Consider the following 19210-nt stretch of genomic DNA (forward strand, 5'->3'; position numbering starts at 1 on the left):
ACCGGGTCGGGATGGATCGTGCGGGGAAACGCACGCCGCCCGCAATTGGTCCGCCTACCGGTGTTACGCAACCGTTCCGATCAGATCGTGGCGGCGCAGGGCATGGCGCAGCTGATCGTAGGACAGGCCCAGCGCCTCGGCGGTCTGGCGCTGATTGAAGCGGTTTTCCGCAAGGCTGCGGGTCAGCAGATCGCGTTCGAACAGCGCGACGCGTGACTTGAAGTCGGACGGGCCGACTTCGCATGCGGTCACCTCGTCGTCCTGCGGGCCGGTGTCCGGCGACGGCGTGGCAGGATCGGGGCGTGGGATCGCGGAACTTTGCGGGCGATAGGGGGAAGCGAAGGGATCGATCTCGATCAGGTCGACCGGTCCGCCCTGTTCCCAGCGGTACACCGCGCGTTCCACCACATTGCGCAATTCACGCACGTTGCCCGGCCAGCGATGCCGCATCAACTGCTCGACCGCTGCCGGGCCGAAGCCGTGCCAGCGGTCCCAGCCCAGTTCCGCCGCCATCCGCCGCCCGAAATGATCCGCGAGGACATGGATATCCCCCGATCGCGAGCGCAGCGGCGGTAGCGTGACCACCTCGAACGACAGTCGGTCGAGCAGATCGGCACGAAATTCGTGACGGTCGACCTTGTCGGGCAGATGTTCGTTGGTCGCCGCAACGATCCGCACGTCGACCCGCATCGGCCGTGACGACCCGATCCGCGTGATCTCGCCATATTCGACCGCGCGCAGCAGCCGTTCCTGCGCCGCCATCGACAGCGTGCCGAGTTCGTCGAGGAACAAGGTGCCTCCGTCCGCCTCCTCGAACCGGCCGACGCGCGCCTTGGTCGCGCCGGTGAAGGCGCCCGCCTCGTGCCCGAACAGTTCCGCCTCGATCAGCATTTCGGGCAGCGCGGCGCAGTTCATGATGACCAGCGGCTGGTCCCAGCGTGGCGACAGGCGGTGGAGGCGTTCGGCGACCAGTTCCTTGCCGGTCCCACGCTCGCCGATGACCAGCACTGGCCGGTCGAGCGCAGCGGCGCGGCTGGCTCGTTCCAGTGCGTCGAGAAAGGCCCCCGATTGACCAATGACCTGGCTTGCCCGTTCCATTGCCAATCCTTGGCGCGGAATCCCAATGTTGCGCAAGATATCAAAATCGGCCGGCAGGCGGAAATTGCGTAACATATTGTAATACCGTCATTTATTAAACTGGCACGGCATCTGCAAAGCATCAGGTATCCGGCCGATGAGACGGTCGACCAGCAAAAGGGACCACGCCATGTTCAACGAATTCACCCGCAAGTTCGCCACTCTCGCGCTGACCATCGTGATGAGCGCCACCTGCGTGCTGACCGCGGTCGGCCCGGCGGAAGCGGATGGCGGATCGTTTAATCAGGGACGGGCAGTCGCCATGGCCGCCCGCTTCGTGGCATAAGCGGATGAACGCCGTTTCCGCCCCTCAGGAGTTCATGATGGGAATCTTCAGCCGTACCCGCGACATCGTCGCCGCCAACTTCGCCGATCTGCTCGACAAGGCCGAAGACCCGGCCAAGATGATCCGCATGATCATCCTCGAAATGGAGGAAACGCTGGTCGAGGTCCGCGCCTCTGCGGCGCGCACCATCGCCGACCAGAAGGAGATGCGCCGCCACATCGCCAAGCTGGAACAGTTGCAGGCCAACTGGACCGAGAAAGCCGAACTGGCGCTGAGCAAGGATCGCGAGGATCTCGCCAAGGCGGCGCTGGTCGAGCGGCAGAAGGCGGCGGACATGGCCGACCAGCTCAAGGCCGAAATCCAGGTGCTGGACGACGGCCTGCGCGCCGCCGAGGAGGACATCGCCAAATTGCAGGGTCGCCTGCGCGAGGCGCGGTCGAAGCAATCGAATATCCAGACCCGGCTGGAAAGCGCCAACAACCGCTATCGCCTGCGCGATGCCTATGCCGGGCCGAAGACGCAGGAGGCGTTCAGCCGCTTCGGCGAACTGGAACGCCGCGCCGACGAGGCGGAGGGCCGCGCCGAGGCGATGGGCCTGGGCGTCGGCAAGAGCCTGGAGGACGAGATCGCGGAACTGCGGCAGAGCGACCGGGTGGATGCGGAACTGGCGGCGCTGAAGGCGCGGCTGGGTAACGGCAACCGGGAGGGTTGAGATGGATATCGAACCCGTACTCGCCATCATCTGCCTGTTCATCGGGCTGCCCTGGGTGGTGCTGCACTACATCACCAAATGGCGCGCCGCGCCGAAGATCACCGAGGAGGACGAGCGGATGCTGGACGAGATGTACAATCTCGCCCGTCGTCTGGAGGATCGCCTCAACACCGTCGAGCGCATCGTTGCCGCCGACAATCCCGACTGGAAGCCGGGCCTGAACGCCCCGCAGCCCAGCTATCGCCTCGACCGCAACCCTGACCGGAGCAACTGAGATGGCCGCCCGTACTCGCTTTTACCTCAACAAGCAGGATGCCAAGTGGAAGGGCGTCTGCGCCGGGATCGCCGATTACACCGGGGTCGAGGTACTCTGGGTCCGGTTGGGCATGGCCGGCATGGCCGTGATCGCCCAGCAATGGTGGGTGATCGCCGCCTATTTCATCGTGGCCGCGATCGTCGATCCCAAACCGATCGGCCTGTATCAGAACGCCGACGACCAGAAATTCTGGCAGGGGGTGCGGAGCAATCCGAAGCGCTCCACCGCCGAGGTCCGCTCGAAGCTGCGCGATATCGATCGCCGGCTGGCCGACATGGAAACCCACTACACCAGCCGCAACACCGCGCTTGCCGACGAGATCGAACGCCTGCGCTGAGCCATCCCGGCAGGGATCGACGACAGACAATCCAATAGGGAGTGATGACGATGGACTGGGGTGGACCGTTCTTCGTGCTGGCGATCATCGCCATGTCGACCGGCGGCTGGATCGTGAACAACTGGATCCGCGCCAAACATGGCTACGCACCCAGCGACGACTGGGGCAATACCGAAGACCCGCAGGCACGCCGCACGATGCAGTTGCTGACGTCGGAGAACGAGAAGCTGGCCGGACAGGTCGGCCGGCTGGAGGAGCGGATCGCCGTCCTCGAACAGATCGCGACCGATCCCGCCGAACGCACCGCCCGCGCCATCGACGCGCTGCGCTGACCAAGGGAGCAAGCATATGTCCCCCGAAAAATTCCAGATCGTCCAGATGTTGTTCCCCCTGATCGCGATCATGGCATCGCTGGGGATCGGCGGCTGGGTCCTCACCACCTGGCTGCGGATCAAGCATGGCTACCCGCTCGATGGCGCTTGGGGCCAGTCGGTCTATCCAAAGAAGGACGACGAGACGGTGGAGCGGGTAAAGTTGCTCAGTCAGGAGAATGCGCAGCTCCGCGCCGAGATCGGCTCGATGAAGGACCGGCTGATCGTCGTCGAGCGGATCGTGACCGACAGCGGCAACCTGTTGAGCCACGAGATCGACCGGCTGCGCAGCCCGGCCAACTGAGGATCACCGATGTCCCCGCTCATCATCCCCATTCTGGGCATTTCCTGCGGCCTGCTCGCAATCTTCGGCGGCGTTTTCGTCAAGCCATGGTTCGCTTACCAGCATCGCCGGATGGAACTGGAGGCGTCGATGGTCGCCGAGAAGGCGGCACAATATGCCGCACAGACCGAGCGGCTGGAACAGCGCGTGCGCGTGCTGGAACGGATCGTCACCGATCGCGGCATGGACCTGTCTGACGAGATCGACCGGCTGCGAGACGAGCGCGCCGAGCCGGTCAAGCTCGGCTGACCTGTCGATACATAGAGAGCAAGACCGATGAACCCCTTTTCGATGACCGTCCTGATCGTCCTCATCGTCGCCGTGGCGAAGGTGATGTCGCGACGATACCAGTCGCTGGGACAGCAACAGGACCGCACGGTGCAGAGCGCCGACGCGATCCGCGCGCAGGATGAGATCCGCCAGCTCAAGGACCGCGTCGCGGTGCTGGAGCGGGTCGTTACCGACAACCACGGCAGCCTCGGCCTCGATCGCGAGATCGAGCGGCTGCGCGATCGCTGAAGATCAACAGGGAGGCGACCATGATCGATCCTTTCACCACCGTTACCCTATCCTTGTCCGGACTGGCCGGGCTGGGCATGATCGTCGCCGGCGGGCTGGCGGGCTGGCGCGGCTGGCTGCAGCTGAAGCGGAGCGAGCTCGATCGCAGCGGCGATCTGCCCGCGCCCACTGCGGGCGCCCGGATCGAGATCGCCGACCTGCGCGAACGTATCCGCAAGCTGGAGGCGATCGCGGCGGGCGTGGACATCTGATCCGGGCGCTTCCCGGATCGCGGTTCAACCGCTAGGCGAGGGGCCATGCCCAGCATCACCGATATCCACGACGAATACGACTTCCTCGATCCCGACGACCGGTATCGCCTGCTGATCGATCTCGGTCGCGATCTGGAACCGATGCCGGACGCGTTGAAGACCGAGGCGACGCTGGTACGCGGATGTTCGGCCTCCGTCTGGATCTACCCGACCCGGATGGACGACGGGAAGCTGCATTTCCTGGCCGATTCGAATGCGGCGATCACCAAGGGCATCATCGCTCTGGTCCTGTTGACCGTGCAGGATCGGGCACCGGATGTGATTCTCGGCACCGACATTCCTGCCGCACTGACGCCGTTCGATCTGGGGCGGCAGCTGAGTTCGAACCGGACGCAGGGCATTCCCAACATGATCGCGCTGATCCGGGAGACGGCGGCCCGCTACGCCTGATCGGCCGGCACCATCCCGATCCGCACTGCGACCGCGTCGATGGATTCGCCGGCGTCCACTACCAGCCAGCGTTCCGGACAGGCCGCATCGACGACCGCCACCGCACGCTTCGGGCAGAGTTTCAGGCATTTCGTCTCGATCACGCCATGCGTCGCCTTGCGGCCCTTGCCGGCACGTTGGCGCAGCGCCTTCGCCAGCGACGTACTGCCATCGTCGCCGAAGCCGCCATCGATCTTTTTCGAACATTTGCCACAGACCAGCACCACCCCGGTCCATCGGCTTTTCGCCATGCGGATCATGCGGTGGTGCGGCGTTCTTCGGCAGCGCGCAGCACTTCATAGGCGGCCTGCACCGCCTGGAACCGGACGGCTGCGTCGGGATCGCCCGGACGTACGTCGGGATGGTTCTCCTTGGCCAGCTTGCGCCACGCGGTACGAATCGCGTCGAACTCCGCGTCGTCGTCCAGCCCCAGCGCGGTCAATGCGCGTAGTTCGTCGCGTGAACGGGTGCCGTCGCCCGGCCCAGTCCAGGCATAGTGTCGGGAGCGTTCATAGCCATTGGCACTACGGGTTTCGTTCGCCTCGCGCTCGGCCGCTTCCTCCGCGGACAGACCCTCGAAATAGTCCCAGCCGCGATTATACTCGGCGGCGTGTTCCTGACAGAAATACCAGCGATCGGGATTGTTGGGCGATTTGGGCGCGGGGCAATCGCCCGGGGCATCGCAGCCGTGGCGGTCGCACAGCCGGACCGGCTTCGCCTCGCGGCCCGTGCCATAGCCGCGCCAGCGCGGAAAACCCCAGTCGGTCGATCGTGTCGGGCGGTGCGCCATCATCGGACGACATAGGCATACCGGCTGCCAGCGCAACCGGATAGAAACCCCCGCAGCGCATCTACCGCCCACGTGGGTCATCACGGCCCGCCATGATCGTTGCGCGTCCTGACAATCTCACTTATGCGATAGGATACATGACATGAATGTCATGCGCTGTTCATGACCGGACTGGTCACGACCGGCGGAGATATAACGACAGGAGTATCGGTGCCGTCATCCAAGTCGTTACTGGCGACCGCACGGGCGGATGTGCCGGCCTCGATCGTCGTTGCGCTCGTCGCATTACCGCTGTGCCTCGGGGTCGCGCTTGCGTCTGGGGCGCCGCTGTTCTCCGGGCTGATCGCCGGGATCGTCGGCGGCATCGTCGTCGGGTCGCTCTCGCGCTCGCCCCTGTCGGTCAGCGGGCCGGCGGCGGGGCTGACGGTGATCGTGCTGGCTGCGATCGAAAGCCTGCCCAGTTATCAGGTGTTCACCCTGGCGGTGATGCTGGCGGGCATCCTGCAACTCGGCTTCTACTTCACCCGGGCGGGCATCCTCGCTGAATTCGTCCCCTCCTCGGTCATCACCGGGATGCTGGCGGCGATCGGCCTGATCCTGATCCTGAAACAGATTCCCCACGCCGTCGGCTATGATGCCGAAGCGGAAGGGATTTTCGAATTCACCACGGGCGACGGCATCAACACCTTCACCCGGATCACCGACAGCCTGACGGGCAGCGTGACCCCGGGCGCGGTGCTGATCGCGGCGGTCTGCCTGATATTCCTGTTCTGGTGGGACGGCGCACGACCGAAGACGGGGCCGTTGCGCTTCGTGCCGGGACCGCTGGTCGTCGTGCTGATCGGCGTGTTCGGCAACATGCTGCTGGGCGCGGTAAAGCCGGAATGGCAGCTTGGCCCCCGCCATCTGGTGCAGGTGCCGCGCGCCGGCGGCGTCGGTGAATTCGTCAATCTGTTCACGCTGCCCGATTTCTCTGCGATCACCAACGGCACCGTCTGGACCGTCGCGATCACCCTGGCGATCGTCGCCAGCCTCGAGTCGCTGCTGAGCGTTAAGGCGGTGGACGAAATCGACCCGCAACGTCGCACCACCGACAAGAACTGGGAATTGCTGGCGCAGGGCGGGGGCAACATCGTATCCGGCCTGATCGGCGGGCTGCCCGTCACTTCGGTGATCGTCCGCTCCTCGGCCAATGTCGATGCCGGGGCCGAGAGCAAGCTGTCGACGCTGCTCCACGGTACCTGGCTGCTGCTGTCGGTGGCGCTGATTCCGGCGATCCTGAACCTGATCCCGCTGTCCGCGCTGGCCGCGGTGCTGATCGCCACCGGGTACAAGCTGACCAAGCCCAAGCTGTTCATGGAACGGTTCAAACAGGGTTGGACCCAGTTCGTGCCGCTGGTCGTCACCGTTGCCGCGATCCTGTTCACCGACCTGCTGGAAGGCATCGTGATCGGCATGGCGGTTGGCTTCGTATTCGTGATCGCCCGCAATTTCCGCACCGCCGTCACCGTTGCCCATGCCGGCGACGACTGGCTGGTCCGGGCCCGGCGCAACCTGTATTTCATCCATAAATACGAATTGCAGAAGAGCCTGGGACGGGTGCCGGACGGGGCGAACCTGATGATCGACCTTACCTCGACCAACTATGTCGATCTCGACAATGTCGACATCATCAACGCCTTCATCAAGAACGCCCGATATCGCGACATTCGCGTCCTGATCCGCGGCGACATCGCCGGGCGGACCGCGCCGATGATCGATGCCCCCATCGCCGAGGTTCACGCCGCATGAAGATGTCCAAGCAACTGCTGCTCGCCAACCGCGCCTGGTCGGCCGAGTTGACCGACGAGGATGCCGATTTCTTCAGCCGGCAGACACGCCCGCAGTTCCTGTGGATTGGCTGTTCCGACAGCCGCATCAGTCCAGAACAGAAGACGCAGTCGTTGCCCGGGCTGATGTTCATCCACAACAACATCGCCAACCTGGTGCATCATGACGATCTCAACCTGCTGTCGGTGCTGCAATATGCGGTCGATGTGCTGGGGGTGCCCAATATCGTGATTTGCGGCCATCACGGCTGCGGCGGCATCCACGGCGTGCTGAACGGCGGGGTCAGCGGCCCGGTCGACACCTGGCTGGAAAATGCCCGCGAGGTTGCCCGTGTCCATGCCGACGAACTGGAGGCTGTACCGGAGGGCGCATCACGGGTCGATCGACTGGTGGAGATGAACGTGCGCGACCAGTTGATCCACCTCGCCCGCACCCACACGGTGCAGGCGGCGTTCGCCAGCGGTCGTGAACTGACGCTGCATGGCTGGGTCTACGATATCCGCGACGGCCTTCTCAAACCGCTGATGGAGATCGACCGCAGCACCCGGCTGGACGAGGTCGGCCGACCCGACACGGTACTGGTGTAGCGACGGCGCCTATTCGGGCGGCAGTTCCTCTGCCACGGCACCGTCGCCTGCCTGCAATCCGTGGCGCATCAGCATCGGGATGTTGGCCATCGCGAACCCCAGGGTCAGCGGGATCGCGCCCCACAGCTTGAAGCCCACCCAGAAATCCCAGCCGGCATTGCGCCACACGACCTCGTTGAGCAGCGCCATCGCAACGAAGAACACCGCCCAGTTGCGCGTCAGTTTGCGCCAGCCGAGCGCGCTCAGGCCGGGATAGGCGGTACCCAACAGGCCTTCCAGCAGCGGCCGGCCGGTGACGAAGCCGAAGAACAGCACCGCCGCAAAGGTGGCGTAGACAATCGTCGGTTTCATCTGGATGAAGCGTGGATCGTGGAAATAGACGGTCAGTCCGCCGAACACGATTACCAGCGCGCCCGAAATCCACAGCATCGGCGATACCCGGCCCAGCTTCACGCGCGATACGATGATCGCGATCACCGTGGCGATCACGAATGCCGTGGTCGCACAGATCACCCGGGCGATCACCAGCGCACCCGCTTGATCCATGCCGTTCAGGACGCTGCTGAACCGCGCTACCAACCGGACCATCGGTCCGGCCGGGGCGAGGAAATTGACGAGGAAGAAGACCAGCAGCGGCCCATAATCCACCGCCATCCGGATGCCGGGTTTGCCCTTTTCCAGTTCCGCGGCGCCGACGGCGGCGTCGTTATAGATGTCGCGACCGATGGTCACTTCCGCACCCCCTCGACACCGGCGATGATCCGGCTGACCTCATTGGCATCGAACGGGCGCAGGTCGGTCATCCCTTCGCCGATGCCGATCGCGTGGATCGGCAGGCCGAACCGTTCCGCCGCCGCCACCAGCACGCCGCCGCGCGCGGTGCCGTCCAGCTTGGTCATCACGAGGCCGGTGACACCGGCGACATCCTTGAATACCTCGATCTGGTTGAGGGCGTTCTGGCCGGTGGTGGCGTCCAGCACCAGCACCACGTCGTGCGGCGCTTCGGGATTCAGGCGGCCGAGCACGCGCCGGATCTTGGACAGTTCGTCCATCAACTCGCGCTTGTTCTGAAGCCGGCCGGCGGTGTCGACGATCAGCACGTCGATGCCGGTGGCGGTCGCCTGCTTCACCGCCTCGTAGACGATGCCGGCCGCGTCGCCGCCTTCTTTGCCGGTCACGATCGGCACGCCGACCCGGTCCGCCCAGGTGCGCAACTGGCCGATCGCGGCGGCGCGGAACGTATCGCCCGCCGCCAGCATCACGCCATAATCCTGTTCCATGAACAGATGCGCCAGCTTGGCGATCGTCGTCGTCTTGCCCGATCCGTTGACGCCGATGACCAGGATCACCTGCGGCCGGGGAAAGGCATCGATCTCCAGCGGGGTGGCGACCTTGGCCAGCGCCTTCTCCACCTCCTCGGCCACGACGAGGCGGATGCCGAGGTCTTCCATGTTCCGCTCGAAACTGCCCTCGGCCAGCCGGTTGCGGATATGCCCCGCGGTTTCGGGGCCGAGATCGGAGGCGATCAGCGCTTCCTCGACCTCGTCGAGCGTTTCCGTGTCGAGGCGGGCGGTGCCAAGGCCGGCGAGGTTGCCGACCAGCCTATCAGAGGTTCGCCGGAAGCCGCCAAGCAGCTTGTCGTGCCAGGAGGGTGTCGTGCTCATACAGTGGTTCCGATGAGATGGGTGTCGGTGGCGCCGGTGATGCGGGCGGAGACGATGGTGCCGGGTTCGGCGGGCGTGGACAGGTGGACCTCGGCGAAGTCGGCGGCATGGCCACGCGTACCGGGCCGCTCGACCAGCACCGATGCGCTGGTACCGGTCTGCGCCGCCAGCCAGTCGCGCCGCTGGATCGCCGCCGCGGCGCGCAGCCGGGCGGCGCGGTCGCGACGCACGACGGGGTCGACCTGCGGCATCCGTGCGGCGGGCGTGCCGATGCGCGGCGAATAGGGGAAGATATGGGCGTGGACGATGCCGCAATCGGCAATGATCGCGAGCGTATCCTCGAACATCGCCTCGTCCTCGGTCGGGAAGCCGGCGATCAGGTCGGCCCCGATCGCGATGGCTGGGCGCGCGGCCTTCAATCGCTCAACCAGCGCCACGGCCTGGGCGCGTGAGTGTCGGCGCTTCATTCGCTTCAGGATCAGGTCGTTGCCGGCCTGCAGCGACAGATGCAGGTGCGGCATCACCCGTAACTCGCCGGTAACGAGGTCGAAGAGTCGATCGTCGATCTCGACCGAATCGAGCGAGGACAGCCGCAACCGCTCCAGCGCGGGCACGCCGCGCAGGATGCGTTCCACCAGCGATCCCAGCATCCGCGCGCCGGGCAGGTCGTGCCCATAGCTGGTTACGTCGACCCCGGTCAGCACCACCTCGCGGTGGCCCGCATCGACCAGCGCCGCGATCCGGTCCACCACCGCGCCGGCGGGAACCGATCGGCTGATGCCGCGACCCTGCGGGATGATACAGAAGGTGCAGGCATGGTCGCAGCCATTCTGTACCTCGACGAATGCACGGGCGTGGCCGGCGAACAGGGTGGCAGGCAGGGGGGTGGACAGGCCCCAGCTGGCCGGGGCCAGCTTGGCATCGTTCGCGACGACCCGCGCCACCTCCGGCATTGCGGCGAACCCCGCCGGATCGATCGACGCCGCGCAACCGGTGACCACGATTTCCGCATCCGGTCGGTCGCGGCGGGCGCGGCGGATCGCGGCACGGGTCTGCTTCACCGCCTCGTTGGTCACCGCGCAACTGTTGACGACAACCATGTCCCGCCCCACGATCAACGCGCGGATGGTTTCGCTTTCGGCGATGTTGAGGCGGCATCCGAGGCTCACGACCTCGGCCGCAGGGGGAGACGGCATGACGGGCGATCTAGGGACGGACGGCGCGCAAGTCCACGCGCAGGCACGTGAAGTGCTCGACTTCTGGTTCGGACTGTCGAAGGAAGCACAATTCAGGCGCGACGAGGCGCTCGACCGGACGATCGCCGATCGCTTCGGCCAGCTGAACCATGACCTGCTGGCCAGCGAGGCGGCGGACTGGCGCGACGATCCCGATATGATGCTGGCGGCGATCATCGTGCTCGACCAGTTCTCCCGCAACCTCCACCGCGGCGAGGCGCAGGCGTTCGCGGCGGATGGACTGGCGGTCGGCCTGACGCTGGAGGCGATCGAGCGGAAATACGACCGGGCGATGCCACCGGCGCGGCGGGTATTCCTCTACATGCCTTTGATGCACGCCGAGGACGGTGCGTTGCAGGACAGGAGCGTGGAGACGTTCGAGGCATTGGAAATCGAGGAAAACGCCGCCTTCGCCCGCGACCACCGCGCGGTGTTCCGCCGCTTCGGCCGTTTCCCGGGGCGCAATGCGGCATTGGGCCGCGCGACGACGCCCGAGGAGCAGGCGTATCTGACGGAAACCGGTGGCGGGTGGTGACGGTGAAGACTTGCTAACACGTCCTCACTTCTGTAACAGCCGCGGCACGTTCGTTCAGTCGGACGCTTGAGAGAAGCACGACCGCCCTTGTGCGGCGTGCCCGCTGGCCGGCGAGGTTTCGCCCGCCGGCGCTTTTGCGTTTGGCGCCAGTCGGGGTTGTCGAGGCCATGTTTGAAAGTCTGAGCGACCGGCTTGGCGGGGTCTTCGATCGCCTGCGTGGCCGTGGTGCGCTGACCGAAGCCGATGTCCGCGCCGCGATGCGTGAGGTGCGCGTTGCGCTGCTCGAAGCCGACGTGGCGTTGCCTGTAGCGCGCGATTTCGTCGAGAAGGCGACCGAACAGGCGATCGGCCAGAACGTGTTGCGCTCGGTCACGCCGGGTCAGCAGGTCGTCAAGATCGTCCACGACGCGCTGATCGCGATGCTGGGCGCTGACGAGAGCGACCTGTTGCTGGACGTGGCGCCACCCGCGGTGGTGATGATGGTCGGGCTTCAGGGCTCGGGCAAGACGACCACGACCGCCAAGATCGCCAAGCGCCTGTCCGGTCGCGAGCGCAAGAAGGTGCTGATGGCGTCGCTCGACGTCAATCGCCCCAATGCGCAGGAGCAGCTGGCGACGCTGGGGACGCAAGTCGAGGTCGCGACGCTGCCGATCATCGCCGGGCAACAGCCGGTGGAGATCGCACGACGTGCGATGCAGGCGGCGAAGCTGCAGGGCTTCGACGTGCTGATGCTCGACACCGCCGGCCGCCTGCACGTCGATCAGGCGCTGATGGACGAGATGAAAGCGGTGGCGGATATCGCCCGGCCGCAGGAAATCCTGCTCGTCGTCGATGCGCTGACCGGGCAGGACGCGGTCAACGTCGCGCAGAACTTCTCCGATCAGGTACCCCTTACCGGTGTCGTGCTGACCCGGATGGACGGCGATGCACGCGGCGGTGCGGCACTGTCGATGCGTGCCGTCACCGGCAAGCCGATCAAGTTCGCGGGCACCGGCGAAAAACTGGACGCGCTGGAAGCCTTCCATCCGGAACGCGTCGCGGGCCGCATCCTCGGCATGGGCGATGTCGTGTCGCTGGTGGAGCGCGCCGCGGAGTCGATCCAGCAGGAAGACGCCGAGCGGATGGCCATGAAAATGGCCAAGGGTCAGTTCGACATGAACGACCTGCGCGGCCAGCTGGCGCAGATGCGCCGCATGGGCGGGCTCGGCGCACTGGCAGGCATGATGCCCGGCATGAAGAAGGCACAGGGCGCGCTTCAGCAGGCCGGCGGCGACAAGATCCTGATCCATATGGACGCGATGATCGGGTCGATGACGGTCAAGGAGCGGAACAAGCCCGAGCTCATCAATGCCAAGCGCAAGATCCGTATCGCCAAGGGGTCCGGCACCACGGTGCAGGACGTCAACAAGCTCCTGAAGATGCATCAGGAAATGTCCACCGCCATGAAGAAGATCAAGAAGATGGGCGGGATCAAGGGCATGATGGCGATGCTGGGCAAGGGTGGCATGGGGGGCGGCATGGGTGGCCTCGGCAATGCGATCGGCGGCCCTGGCATGGGTGACCTGATGCAGAAGGCCGGTGGCGGCCTGCCGGGACTCGGTAGCCCTGCCGGCCCTGACGGGATGCCGAAACTGCCCCCCGGCTTCGAGAACCTCATCAAGAAGAAATGACGATGCCGGCTCCGGCCGGCTCCGACTGAATACCAAACCACAACCTACAGGAAATATATCATGGCACTCAGCATTCGTCTGTCGCGTGGCGGCTCCAAGAAGCGTCCGTACTACCGCATCGTCGTGGCTGATGCGCGCTCGCCCCGCGACGGCAAGTTCATCGAGAAGATCGGCAACTACAACCCGCTGCTCGCCAAGGATGCGGAGAACCGCGTCGTGCTCGACGCCGATCGCGCCAAGTACTGGCTGTCGAACGGCGCGCAGCCGACCGATCGCGTCGCGCGCTTCCTGGACCTCGCCGGCGTGCGTGAGCGCACCGCCCGCAACAATCCCAGCAAGGGCAAGCCGGGCGAGAAGGCGACCGAGCGCGCCGAGGAGCGGGCCGAGAAGCTGAAGGCACAGGAAGAAGCCGCTGCCGCCGCCGCTGCCGCGCCGGCCGAACCGGCAGCGGATGCCGAAGCGGAAACCACCGCAGAGGCATAAGCAGCGGATGGGGTCGTCATGCGTTGCCTAGGCTGGATCAGTCGAAGGAGTGCATGATGACCCAGGATCCCAATTCCCTGCCGGACCCCCGTACCGCGCCGGACGATCTGGAAGACGCGACCAATCAGGGCGTATCGGCCAACGATCCGGCCGAAGGCGCCGACGACAGTCCCTCGGAGGACGATGGCTCCCCCCAAGGATGATCGCATGAAGAACGACCCACCCGTCACACTGGCCGCCGTGATCGGCGCACATGGCGTGGCGGGCGAGGTCCGTCTGAAGGTCTTCGCGGGGAATCTGGACGGCTATCGCTCGTTCAACGAGGGTGCCCTGACGCTCACCTCGCTCCGGCATGGTGGCAACGGGGCAATCGCCCGGTTCGCCCAGGTGCCGGATCGTACCGCCGCCGAAGCGCTGCGCGGCACCGCCTTGACGGTGCCGCGATCGGCCTTGCCGCCGCTGGCGGAGGGGGAATATTATCACACCGACCTGATCGGCCTGCCGGCGGTGACGCTGGATGGGGATTCGTTGGGGCAAGTGGTGGCGATCGACAATTTCGGTGCTGGCGACGTGATCGAGATCGAACGTCCGACCGGCAAGCGCTTCATGGTGCCGATGCGGGCCGAGGCGGTGCCGGACTGGTCGTTCGAACGGCTCGTGGTTGATCCCACCTTCGTCGAATAGGTCCTATCGCCGGATCGGCTTTCTTTCCGCCAGCAGGTTGCGGATCGTGGTGGCGGCTACGCCCGCTTCGCCCATCGCATGGCTGATCTGGTCCAGCCCTTTCACCACGTCCCCTGCCGCGAACAGGCCGGGGATCGAGGTTCGCTGGTGATCGTCCACCTCCAGGCATCCTTCGTCCGTTGCCCGTGCGCCCGCCGCGACCGCCAGTTCCGAGCGGATCACCGATCCCATCGCCGGATAGACGCTGTCGAACGCCATCCGCCCTTTGGCGGTGTCGAAGGCGAATTGCCGTTCTTCGATCGCGAAGCCGCCGCAGGGGCCATCGATCCGCACCACGCCTGCCGCGTCCAGCGCGGCCTCGCACTCGGCATCCAGATCCGTTTCGGCGTCCGGGCTGATCAGTGTCACGTCGCGCGTATAGCCACGCAGGAACAGGGCCTCCTTCATTCCGTGCCGACCCTTGCCGATCACGCCGACCCGCTTGTCGGTCACTTCGTAACCGTCGCAGATCGGACAATAGCGTAGTAGTCCTTCGGCCAACGCTTGATGGTGAAGTGCGGCGTCCATCTCCGGCCGATTGTTGACCACGCCGGTGGCGAGCAGCACCGATCGGGCGCGGGCGGTGCGATCCCCAAGACGGACGATGAAGTCATCGCCATCGCATTCGATCGCGGTCACATTAGCCTCCTCCCGTACCGCGCCGAACCGTTCCGCCTGTTCCCGCATCCGCCGGAGCAATTCGATGCCGCTAATACCATCGGGATAGCCGGCATGATTGTGCGTACGCGGTATCCATGACGCGCGGCTGTCGCCCGAATCAAACAGCCGGATGGTCAGCAGGAACCGCGCGAGATAGATCGCCGCCGTCAGCCCGGCCGGGCCGGCGCCGATGATGATGCAATCGTCCACCCCTTGCGCGGGGCGTGCGGCGGGGGGAAGGGGGGTGGCCATGTTCATTGCCCAGATAATCACCCTTTATCCCGACATGTTCCCCGGACCGCTTGGTCAATCGCTCGCCGGCCGTGCTTTGCGCGAGGAGCGGTGGCGGTGCGATGCGATCCAGCTGCGCGATTTCGCCACTGATCGGCATCGCTCGGTTGATGATACGCCCGCCGGCGGCGGGGCGGGCATGGTGTTGCGCGCCGACGTGTTGGCCCGCGCGGTCGATCATGCTGCAGCCATGGCACCCGGCCTCCCTGTGCTGGCCCTGACCCCACGCGGCGCCCCGCTGACGCAAGACCGGGTCAGGCAACTGGCTGCCGGCCCCGGTGTGACATTGCTATGCGGCCGGTTCGAAGGATTCGACGAGCGATTGTTCGAGGGGCGCGCGGTCGAGCCGGTGTCGATCGGCGATTATGTCCTGTCCGGCGGCGAGATGGGCGCACTGGTGCTGCTCGACGCTTGCGTCCGGCTTCTTCCCGGCGTAATGGGCGCAGCTTCAAGTGGGGATGACGAAAGCTTCGAACAGGGGCTGCTCGAATATCCGCACTATACCCGACCATTTGAATGGGAAGGGCGCACGATCCCCGAAGTGCTGCGATCGGGGGATCATGCGAGGATCGCGGCCTGGCGCAAGTCGATGGCCGAGACCGATACACGGCTACGGAGGCCGGACCTTTGGGAGCGCCACGAGGGCGCTCGGGTTCAGCCTCCCTCTGGCGCGCGGCGTGACAAGGACTGATGCGATGAACATTATCCAGCAGATCGAAGCAGAGCAGATCGAGAAGCTCACCGCCAAGCGCGCGATCCCCGAATTCCGCCCCGGCGATACGCTGAAGGTCGGCGTGAAAGTGGTCGAAGGCGAGCGTACCCGCGTGCAGGCCTATGAAGGCGTGTGCATCGCGCGGTCGAACAAGGGCATGGGTTCCTCGTTCACCGTCCGCAAGATCTCGTTCGGTGAGGGCGTCGAGCGCGTCTTCCCGCTCTATTCGCCGAACATCGATTCGATCGACGTCGTCCGCAAGGGTGCTGTGCGTCGTGCGAAGCTCTATTACCTGCGCGGTCGTACCGGTAAGTCGGCGCGGATCGCGGAACGCCGCGATACGCGTCCTGCCAAGGGCGTTGCTGCCGAGTAAACGGCGCGAACCGCAAGACGTGAAAGGGCGTGGCGACGATAGTCTCCGCGCCCTTTTTCATATCATGAGTACATATCGCGGCGGCCCGATGTCGGGTTTGTGATGATAACCCCGATATTGGTCTGACGACCTGTAAACCAACGAAAAGATAAATTACTCTTCAGCGCTCATCCTGAATCCGGAATGTCCGACCCAAGCCCGGTACCGCTTCCTATAAACAGCAAAAGCTGTTTTTGGGGGTGGATTTCTTGATGAAGTGCAATGCTTTGCTGGCCGTGGCGCCGATCGCACTGATGATGCCGGTTGCAGCATCGGCGACACCCGACACACCGGCGATACCAGCGGCACCGGTGCCGGCACAGGCTCCGCAGGGTACCGATGTCGTCACCACCGGCGTCGCCAAGGGGCGCGACCGGCTGGATAGCGCCACCTCGACCAGCGTCCTGCGCGAGGCGGAGATCGCCAAGCTTGCGCCGCGTTCGGTCGGCGAACTGCTCCGCGATATTCCCGGTATTCTGGCCGAAGCGCCCAATGGCGAGAGTATCGCCAACATTACGATCCGGGGCCTGCCGCTGTCGTCCTCCGGCGCGAAATTCGTGCAGCTGCAGGAAGACGGTCTGCCGGTAATGGAATTCGGCGATATCATCGGGGCGAGTTCGGACAGTTTCGTACGTGTCGATCTCAATCTGGCGCAGGTGGAAGCGATCCGGGGTGGCTCCGCCTCCACTTTCGCGTCCAACTCGCCGGGCGGGATCATCAACTTCATCTCGAAGACCGGCGAACGCGAGGGTGGCGCGGTGGCGCTGACCGCAGGGCTCGACTTCGACCAGTATCGTGCCGATTTCGATTATGGCGGCCGGCTGACCAGCAATCTGCGCTTTCATGTCGGCGGTTTCTACCGGCAGGGCGAAGGCCCCCGCCGGATCGGCTTCGACGGCCAGCGTGGCGGCCAGATCAAGGCCAACGTCACGCGCGAATTCACCGGTGGCTATATCCGACTGTACGGCAAGTATCTCGACGATCGTTCGCCCTTCTACGATTCGGTGCCGCTGCGCGTGACCGGCACCGATGCCGATCCGAAGCTGAGCGGGGTGCCCGGCTTCGATCCGACCAGGGATACGCTGTCGACCCGCGCCCTCCAGTCGGTGACGTTGCTCGACGAGAACAACCAGCCGATCCTGGAGGACATCCGCAACGGCCACCGGGTCAAGGAGCAGGCCTTCGGGGTGGAGGGGCAGTTCACGCTGGCAGGCTGGACGATCATGGAACGGTTCCGGTACGCGGAAAGATCGGGCGGGCTGATCGGGCCGTTCAGCAGCCTGATGCTGACCCCAGCCGCCGCGCTGACTCGGCTCGGTGCTACCGGGGGCAGCTTCCGCTATGCGACGGGCGTCAACGCGGGACAGGCAATTGCCGACCCGACGACGTTGAACGGCAACGGACTGATCGGCATCTACAACATTCGCGACCGGCGGCAACAGGATGTCGGCAACGTCACCAACGACATCCGGGCCAGCCGGGTATGGGAACTGGGCGAGGCCAGTCTGACGACCACCGCGGGCTTCTATGCCGCGCGCCAGAACATCGATACGTCGATCCTGTACGGCGTCGCGGTGTCTGAAATCCGTGGCGGCGGTGACGCCGAATTGCTCAATGTCTTCGACAGCACCGGTACGGCGCGGACCGCGAACGGCATCTATGCCTATAACCCGTTGTCGGGCACGCAGCGGCGCACGTTGCGGCTGGCCTATACGGTGAACGCGCCGTTCGCCTCCGCGAACTACCGGATCGGTCGCGTGTCGATCGGCGGCAGCCTGCGCTACGATTATGGCAGCGCCAGCGGGCAGGTGTTCGGGGTCGAACTGGGCAATGGCCGGGTCGGGCAGGTCGCGCGTGACATCGACGGGAACGGCGTGATCTCGCCGCCCGAGCAGCGAGTCGGCGTAACCCCGATCGGCGCGCCCGGTCTGGTCGATTACGACTATCACTATCTGTCCTATTCGGCGGGCATCAACTTTCGCGTGTCGGAGCCGTTCGCGGTGTTCGGCCGCTACAGCCGCGGCGCCCGCGCCAATGCCGACCGGATCACGTTCGGCGCGGTGATCGACAATGCGACCGGCCGGTTGCTGATCCCATCGGCCTCCTACGATCCGGTCAAGCAAGCCGAACTCGGCGTGAAGTTCCGCCGGGCGGACCTGACGCTGAACCTGACCGGCTTTCATGTCGACGCGCAGGATTCGAACATCAACACCTCGACCGGCGCCGTCATCGCACGCGACTATCGTGCCACGGGGCTGGAGTTCGAAGGTGGTATCCGCCACGGTCTGTTCAGCCTGACCGGCGGCGCGACCTGGACCGATGCCGAGATCGTCCGTGACCGGGTAAACCCCGCGGTCGACGGCAACACCCCGCGTCATCAGGCCAGCCTGATCTTCCAGGCGACGCCGCAGATCAGCAACGATCGTTTCGCGGTGGGGGCCGTGTTCATCGGCACCACCGATAGCTACTCACAGGACATCAACCTGCTGAAGATGCCGGGCTATGTCACGACCAACGCCTTTGTGCAGGTCCGCCCGACCGAACGGCTGCTATTGTCGCTGAACGCCACCAACCTGTTCGATACGCGGGCACTGACCTCGATCGACGAGGATCGCATTCCCGCGAGCGGCATCGTCCGCGGTCGGGTGCTGAACGGCCGGGCGATTTCTGCGACAGCGCGTCTGGATTTCTGAGGGTGGAGGGGGGCGTTTTCGCCCCCTTTTGCCGTGATGTTTCTTTCTTCGAGTTAGGCGATGCCGATGCTGACGGCGATGAGCATATCCCGCAAACTGGGCCTGTCGTTCCTGCTGATCTGTGCAGCGGCGCTGGCGATGATGGTGGTGCTGTACACCAACTT

General features: G+C 65.2%; 27 protein-coding genes. 20 read left to right on the forward strand and 7 right to left on the reverse strand.

Annotation, left to right across the window (positions count from 1 at the left end):
* Positions 1-63: 63 nt before the first annotated feature.
* Positions 64-1098 carry a phage shock protein operon transcriptional activator gene (gene pspF, locus ABD719_RS11090; RefSeq protein ID WP_344693423.1) on the reverse strand — a complete coding sequence of 345 codons (1035 nt, stop codon included), beginning with the start codon at positions 1096-1098 and terminating at the stop codon, positions 64-66.
* A 169-nt stretch (positions 1099-1267) separates the two neighbouring features.
* Here pspF and ABD719_RS11095 point away from each other — a divergent pair, with 169 nt between their 5' ends.
* The 10 genes from ABD719_RS11095 to ABD719_RS11140 are packed head-to-tail and all read left to right on the forward strand — an operon-like array spanning position 1268 to position 4722.
* The gene (locus tag ABD719_RS11095) at positions 1268-1423 is read left to right on the forward strand and encodes a hypothetical protein (RefSeq protein WP_344693424.1); all 156 of its coding nucleotides are present in this window, start codon (positions 1268-1270) and stop codon (positions 1421-1423) included.
* A gap of 37 nt (positions 1424-1460) precedes the next feature.
* Complete coding sequence (gene pspA, locus ABD719_RS11100; protein ID WP_344693425.1) at positions 1461-2135, forward strand: phage shock protein PspA; 675 nt, start codon at positions 1461-1463, stop codon at positions 2133-2135.
* A 1-nt stretch (position 2136) separates the two neighbouring features.
* The gene (gene pspB, locus ABD719_RS11105; RefSeq protein ID WP_344693426.1) at positions 2137-2409 is read left to right on the forward strand and encodes an envelope stress response membrane protein PspB; all 273 of its coding nucleotides are present in this window, start codon (positions 2137-2139) and stop codon (positions 2407-2409) included.
* A 1-nt stretch (position 2410) separates the two neighbouring features.
* A complete protein-coding gene (gene pspC / locus ABD719_RS11110) occupies positions 2411-2788 on the forward strand; it encodes an envelope stress response membrane protein PspC (RefSeq protein ID WP_344693427.1) in 378 nt (125 codons plus the stop codon).
* 50 nt (positions 2789-2838) lie between these two features.
* Positions 2839-3120, forward strand: a complete 282-nt coding sequence (locus ABD719_RS11115) for a hypothetical protein (protein WP_344693463.1) — start codon at positions 2839-2841, stop codon at positions 3118-3120.
* Positions 3121-3166: 46 nt separating this feature from the next.
* Positions 3167-3463, forward strand: coding sequence for a hypothetical protein (locus tag ABD719_RS11120; RefSeq protein WP_425567157.1), 297 nt, complete (start codon positions 3167-3169; stop codon positions 3461-3463).
* Positions 3464-3472: 9 nt separating this feature from the next.
* Positions 3473-3751, forward strand: a complete 279-nt coding sequence (locus ABD719_RS11125) for a hypothetical protein (protein WP_344693429.1) — start codon at positions 3473-3475, stop codon at positions 3749-3751.
* A gap of 27 nt (positions 3752-3778) precedes the next feature.
* Positions 3779-4021, forward strand: a complete 243-nt coding sequence (locus tag ABD719_RS11130; protein ID WP_344693430.1) for a hypothetical protein — start codon at positions 3779-3781, stop codon at positions 4019-4021.
* 20 nt (positions 4022-4041) lie between these two features.
* Positions 4042-4272 carry a hypothetical protein gene (locus tag ABD719_RS11135; protein WP_192124398.1) on the forward strand — a complete coding sequence of 77 codons (231 nt, stop codon included), beginning with the start codon at positions 4042-4044 and terminating at the stop codon, positions 4270-4272.
* A gap of 45 nt (positions 4273-4317) precedes the next feature.
* Positions 4318-4722, forward strand: a complete 405-nt coding sequence (locus ABD719_RS11140) for a SufE family protein (RefSeq protein WP_344693431.1) — start codon at positions 4318-4320, stop codon at positions 4720-4722.
* Here ABD719_RS11140 and ABD719_RS11145 read toward each other — a convergent pair.
* Both ABD719_RS11145 and ABD719_RS11150 read right to left on the reverse strand, forming a co-directional pair.
* Positions 4713-5012, reverse strand: coding sequence for a (2Fe-2S) ferredoxin domain-containing protein (locus tag ABD719_RS11145; RefSeq protein WP_344693432.1), 300 nt, complete (start codon positions 5010-5012; stop codon positions 4713-4715). The two genes, ABD719_RS11140 and ABD719_RS11145, sit on opposite strands and share 10 nt — an antisense overlap.
* Positions 5013-5017: 5 nt before the next feature.
* Positions 5018-5551: a J domain-containing protein gene (locus ABD719_RS11150; protein WP_344693434.1), complete on the reverse strand. Its 534-nt coding sequence runs from the start codon at positions 5549-5551 to the stop codon at positions 5018-5020.
* A gap of 210 nt (positions 5552-5761) precedes the next feature.
* On the opposite strand from ABD719_RS11150, the gene ABD719_RS11155 reads away from it, so the two are divergent.
* Both ABD719_RS11155 and ABD719_RS11160 read left to right on the forward strand, forming a co-directional pair.
* Positions 5762-7342 carry a SulP family inorganic anion transporter gene (locus ABD719_RS11155; RefSeq protein WP_344693435.1) on the forward strand — a complete coding sequence of 527 codons (1581 nt, stop codon included), beginning with the start codon at positions 5762-5764 and terminating at the stop codon, positions 7340-7342.
* A complete protein-coding gene (locus ABD719_RS11160) occupies positions 7339-7968 on the forward strand; it encodes a carbonic anhydrase (protein WP_344693436.1) in 630 nt (209 codons plus the stop codon). Before ABD719_RS11155 ends, ABD719_RS11160 begins: the two co-directional genes overlap by 4 nt.
* Before the next feature lie 9 nt (positions 7969-7977).
* On the opposite strand, the gene ABD719_RS11165 is transcribed toward ABD719_RS11160, so the two are convergent.
* The 3 genes from ABD719_RS11165 to ABD719_RS11175 all read right to left on the reverse strand — a co-directional run bounded on the left by ABD719_RS11165 (position 7978) and on the right by ABD719_RS11175 (position 10828).
* Positions 7978-8622, reverse strand: a complete 645-nt coding sequence (locus ABD719_RS11165) for an inner membrane-spanning protein YciB (RefSeq protein WP_344693465.1) — start codon at positions 8620-8622, stop codon at positions 7978-7980.
* A 74-nt stretch (positions 8623-8696) separates the two neighbouring features.
* The gene (ftsY, locus tag ABD719_RS11170) at positions 8697-9632 is read right to left on the reverse strand and encodes a signal recognition particle-docking protein FtsY (protein WP_192124388.1); all 936 of its coding nucleotides are present in this window, start codon (positions 9630-9632) and stop codon (positions 8697-8699) included.
* Positions 9629-10828: a MiaB/RimO family radical SAM methylthiotransferase gene (locus ABD719_RS11175; RefSeq protein WP_344693437.1), complete on the reverse strand. Its 1200-nt coding sequence runs from the start codon at positions 10826-10828 to the stop codon at positions 9629-9631. The genes ftsY and ABD719_RS11175 overlap by 4 nt, the downstream gene beginning before the upstream one ends.
* Here ABD719_RS11175 and ABD719_RS11180 point away from each other — a divergent pair.
* The 5 genes from ABD719_RS11180 to rimM all read left to right on the forward strand — a co-directional run bounded on the left by ABD719_RS11180 (position 10827) and on the right by rimM (position 14239).
* Positions 10827-11402 carry a DUF924 family protein gene (locus tag ABD719_RS11180; protein WP_344693438.1) on the forward strand — a complete coding sequence of 192 codons (576 nt, stop codon included), beginning with the start codon at positions 10827-10829 and terminating at the stop codon, positions 11400-11402. The genes ABD719_RS11175 and ABD719_RS11180 overlap by 2 nt on opposite strands.
* 167 nt (positions 11403-11569) lie before the next feature.
* Positions 11570-13072 (forward strand): signal recognition particle protein, encoded by a 1503-nt coding sequence (gene ffh / locus ABD719_RS11185; protein WP_344693439.1) that lies wholly within the window; start codon positions 11570-11572, stop codon positions 13070-13072.
* A gap of 60 nt (positions 13073-13132) precedes the next feature.
* Complete coding sequence (gene rpsP, locus ABD719_RS11190; protein WP_344693440.1) at positions 13133-13555, forward strand: 30S ribosomal protein S16; 423 nt, start codon at positions 13133-13135, stop codon at positions 13553-13555.
* A 56-nt stretch (positions 13556-13611) separates the two neighbouring features.
* Positions 13612-13758: a hypothetical protein gene (locus ABD719_RS11195; RefSeq protein ID WP_344693441.1), complete on the forward strand. Its 147-nt coding sequence runs from the start codon at positions 13612-13614 to the stop codon at positions 13756-13758.
* A 4-nt stretch (positions 13759-13762) separates the two neighbouring features.
* Positions 13763-14239 carry a ribosome maturation factor RimM gene (rimM, locus tag ABD719_RS11200; RefSeq protein WP_344693442.1) on the forward strand — a complete coding sequence of 159 codons (477 nt, stop codon included), beginning with the start codon at positions 13763-13765 and terminating at the stop codon, positions 14237-14239.
* A 3-nt stretch (positions 14240-14242) separates the two neighbouring features.
* Here rimM and ABD719_RS11205 read toward each other — a convergent pair whose 3' ends face one another.
* Positions 14243-15190: an NAD(P)/FAD-dependent oxidoreductase gene (locus ABD719_RS11205; RefSeq protein WP_344693443.1), complete on the reverse strand. Its 948-nt coding sequence runs from the start codon at positions 15188-15190 to the stop codon at positions 14243-14245.
* Between ABD719_RS11205 and trmD the strand changes: the two genes are divergently transcribed.
* The 3 genes from trmD to ABD719_RS11220 all read left to right on the forward strand — a co-directional run bounded on the left by trmD (position 15189) and on the right by ABD719_RS11220 (position 19046).
* Positions 15189-15920 (forward strand): tRNA (guanosine(37)-N1)-methyltransferase TrmD, encoded by a 732-nt coding sequence (gene trmD, locus ABD719_RS11210; protein ID WP_344693444.1) that lies wholly within the window; start codon positions 15189-15191, stop codon positions 15918-15920. The two genes, ABD719_RS11205 and trmD, sit on opposite strands and share 2 nt — an antisense overlap.
* Before the next feature lie 4 nt (positions 15921-15924).
* The gene (gene rplS, locus ABD719_RS11215) at positions 15925-16314 is read left to right on the forward strand and encodes a 50S ribosomal protein L19 (RefSeq protein ID WP_192124372.1); all 390 of its coding nucleotides are present in this window, start codon (positions 15925-15927) and stop codon (positions 16312-16314) included.
* 251 nt (positions 16315-16565) lie between these two features.
* A complete protein-coding gene (locus ABD719_RS11220) occupies positions 16566-19046 on the forward strand; it encodes a TonB-dependent receptor domain-containing protein (protein WP_344693445.1) in 2481 nt (826 codons plus the stop codon).
* Positions 19047-19210 lie beyond the last annotated feature (164 nt).

It is taken from the genome of Sphingomonas cynarae (assembly GCF_039537815.1).
Taxonomy (GTDB): Bacteria; Pseudomonadota; Alphaproteobacteria; order Sphingomonadales; family Sphingomonadaceae; genus Sphingomonas; species Sphingomonas cynarae.

Bases quoted from the DNA above. Each gene is read 5' to 3' on its own strand.
- pspF (WP_344693423.1), bottom strand. From the start codon at position 1,098: ATGGAACGGGCAAGCCAGGTCATTGGTCAATCGGGGGCCTTTCTCGAC.
- ABD719_RS11095 (WP_344693424.1), top strand. From the start codon at position 1,268: ATGTTCAACGAATTCACCCGCAAGTTCGCCACTCTCGCGCTGACCATC.
- pspA (WP_344693425.1), top strand. From the start codon at position 1,461: ATGGGAATCTTCAGCCGTACCCGCGACATCGTCGCCGCCAACTTCGCC.
- pspB (WP_344693426.1), top strand. From the start codon at position 2,137: ATGGATATCGAACCCGTACTCGCCATCATCTGCCTGTTCATCGGGCTG.
- pspC (WP_344693427.1), top strand. From the start codon at position 2,411: ATGGCCGCCCGTACTCGCTTTTACCTCAACAAGCAGGATGCCAAGTGG.
- ABD719_RS11115 (WP_344693463.1), top strand. From the start codon at position 2,839: ATGGACTGGGGTGGACCGTTCTTCGTGCTGGCGATCATCGCCATGTCG.
- ABD719_RS11120 (WP_425567157.1), top strand. From the start codon at position 3,167: ATGTTGTTCCCCCTGATCGCGATCATGGCATCGCTGGGGATCGGCGGC.
- ABD719_RS11125 (WP_344693429.1), top strand. From the start codon at position 3,473: ATGTCCCCGCTCATCATCCCCATTCTGGGCATTTCCTGCGGCCTGCTC.
- ABD719_RS11130 (WP_344693430.1), top strand. From the start codon at position 3,779: ATGAACCCCTTTTCGATGACCGTCCTGATCGTCCTCATCGTCGCCGTG.
- ABD719_RS11135 (WP_192124398.1), top strand. From the start codon at position 4,042: ATGATCGATCCTTTCACCACCGTTACCCTATCCTTGTCCGGACTGGCC.
- ABD719_RS11140 (WP_344693431.1), top strand. From the start codon at position 4,318: ATGCCCAGCATCACCGATATCCACGACGAATACGACTTCCTCGATCCC.
- ABD719_RS11145 (WP_344693432.1), bottom strand. From the start codon at position 5,012: ATGGCGAAAAGCCGATGGACCGGGGTGGTGCTGGTCTGTGGCAAATGT.
- ABD719_RS11150 (WP_344693434.1), bottom strand. From the start codon at position 5,551: ATGGCGCACCGCCCGACACGATCGACCGACTGGGGTTTTCCGCGCTGG.
- ABD719_RS11160 (WP_344693436.1), top strand. From the start codon at position 7,339: ATGAAGATGTCCAAGCAACTGCTGCTCGCCAACCGCGCCTGGTCGGCC.
- ABD719_RS11165 (WP_344693465.1), bottom strand. From the start codon at position 8,622: ATGGCGGTGGATTATGGGCCGCTGCTGGTCTTCTTCCTCGTCAATTTC.
- ftsY (WP_192124388.1), bottom strand. From the start codon at position 9,632: ATGAGCACGACACCCTCCTGGCACGACAAGCTGCTTGGCGGCTTCCGG.
- ABD719_RS11180 (WP_344693438.1), top strand. From the start codon at position 10,827: ATGACGGGCGATCTAGGGACGGACGGCGCGCAAGTCCACGCGCAGGCA.
- ABD719_RS11175 (WP_344693437.1), bottom strand. From the start codon at position 10,828: ATGCCGTCTCCCCCTGCGGCCGAGGTCGTGAGCCTCGGATGCCGCCTC.
- ffh (WP_344693439.1), top strand. From the start codon at position 11,570: ATGTTTGAAAGTCTGAGCGACCGGCTTGGCGGGGTCTTCGATCGCCTG.
- rpsP (WP_344693440.1), top strand. From the start codon at position 13,133: ATGGCACTCAGCATTCGTCTGTCGCGTGGCGGCTCCAAGAAGCGTCCG.
- ABD719_RS11195 (WP_344693441.1), top strand. From the start codon at position 13,612: ATGACCCAGGATCCCAATTCCCTGCCGGACCCCCGTACCGCGCCGGAC.
- rimM (WP_344693442.1), top strand. From the start codon at position 13,763: ATGAAGAACGACCCACCCGTCACACTGGCCGCCGTGATCGGCGCACAT.
- trmD (WP_344693444.1), top strand. From the start codon at position 15,189: ATGTTCATTGCCCAGATAATCACCCTTTATCCCGACATGTTCCCCGGA.
- ABD719_RS11205 (WP_344693443.1), bottom strand. From the start codon at position 15,190: ATGGCCACCCCCCTTCCCCCCGCCGCACGCCCCGCGCAAGGGGTGGAC.
- rplS (WP_192124372.1), top strand. From the start codon at position 15,925: ATGAACATTATCCAGCAGATCGAAGCAGAGCAGATCGAGAAGCTCACC.
- ABD719_RS11220 (WP_344693445.1), top strand. From the start codon at position 16,566: ATGAAGTGCAATGCTTTGCTGGCCGTGGCGCCGATCGCACTGATGATG.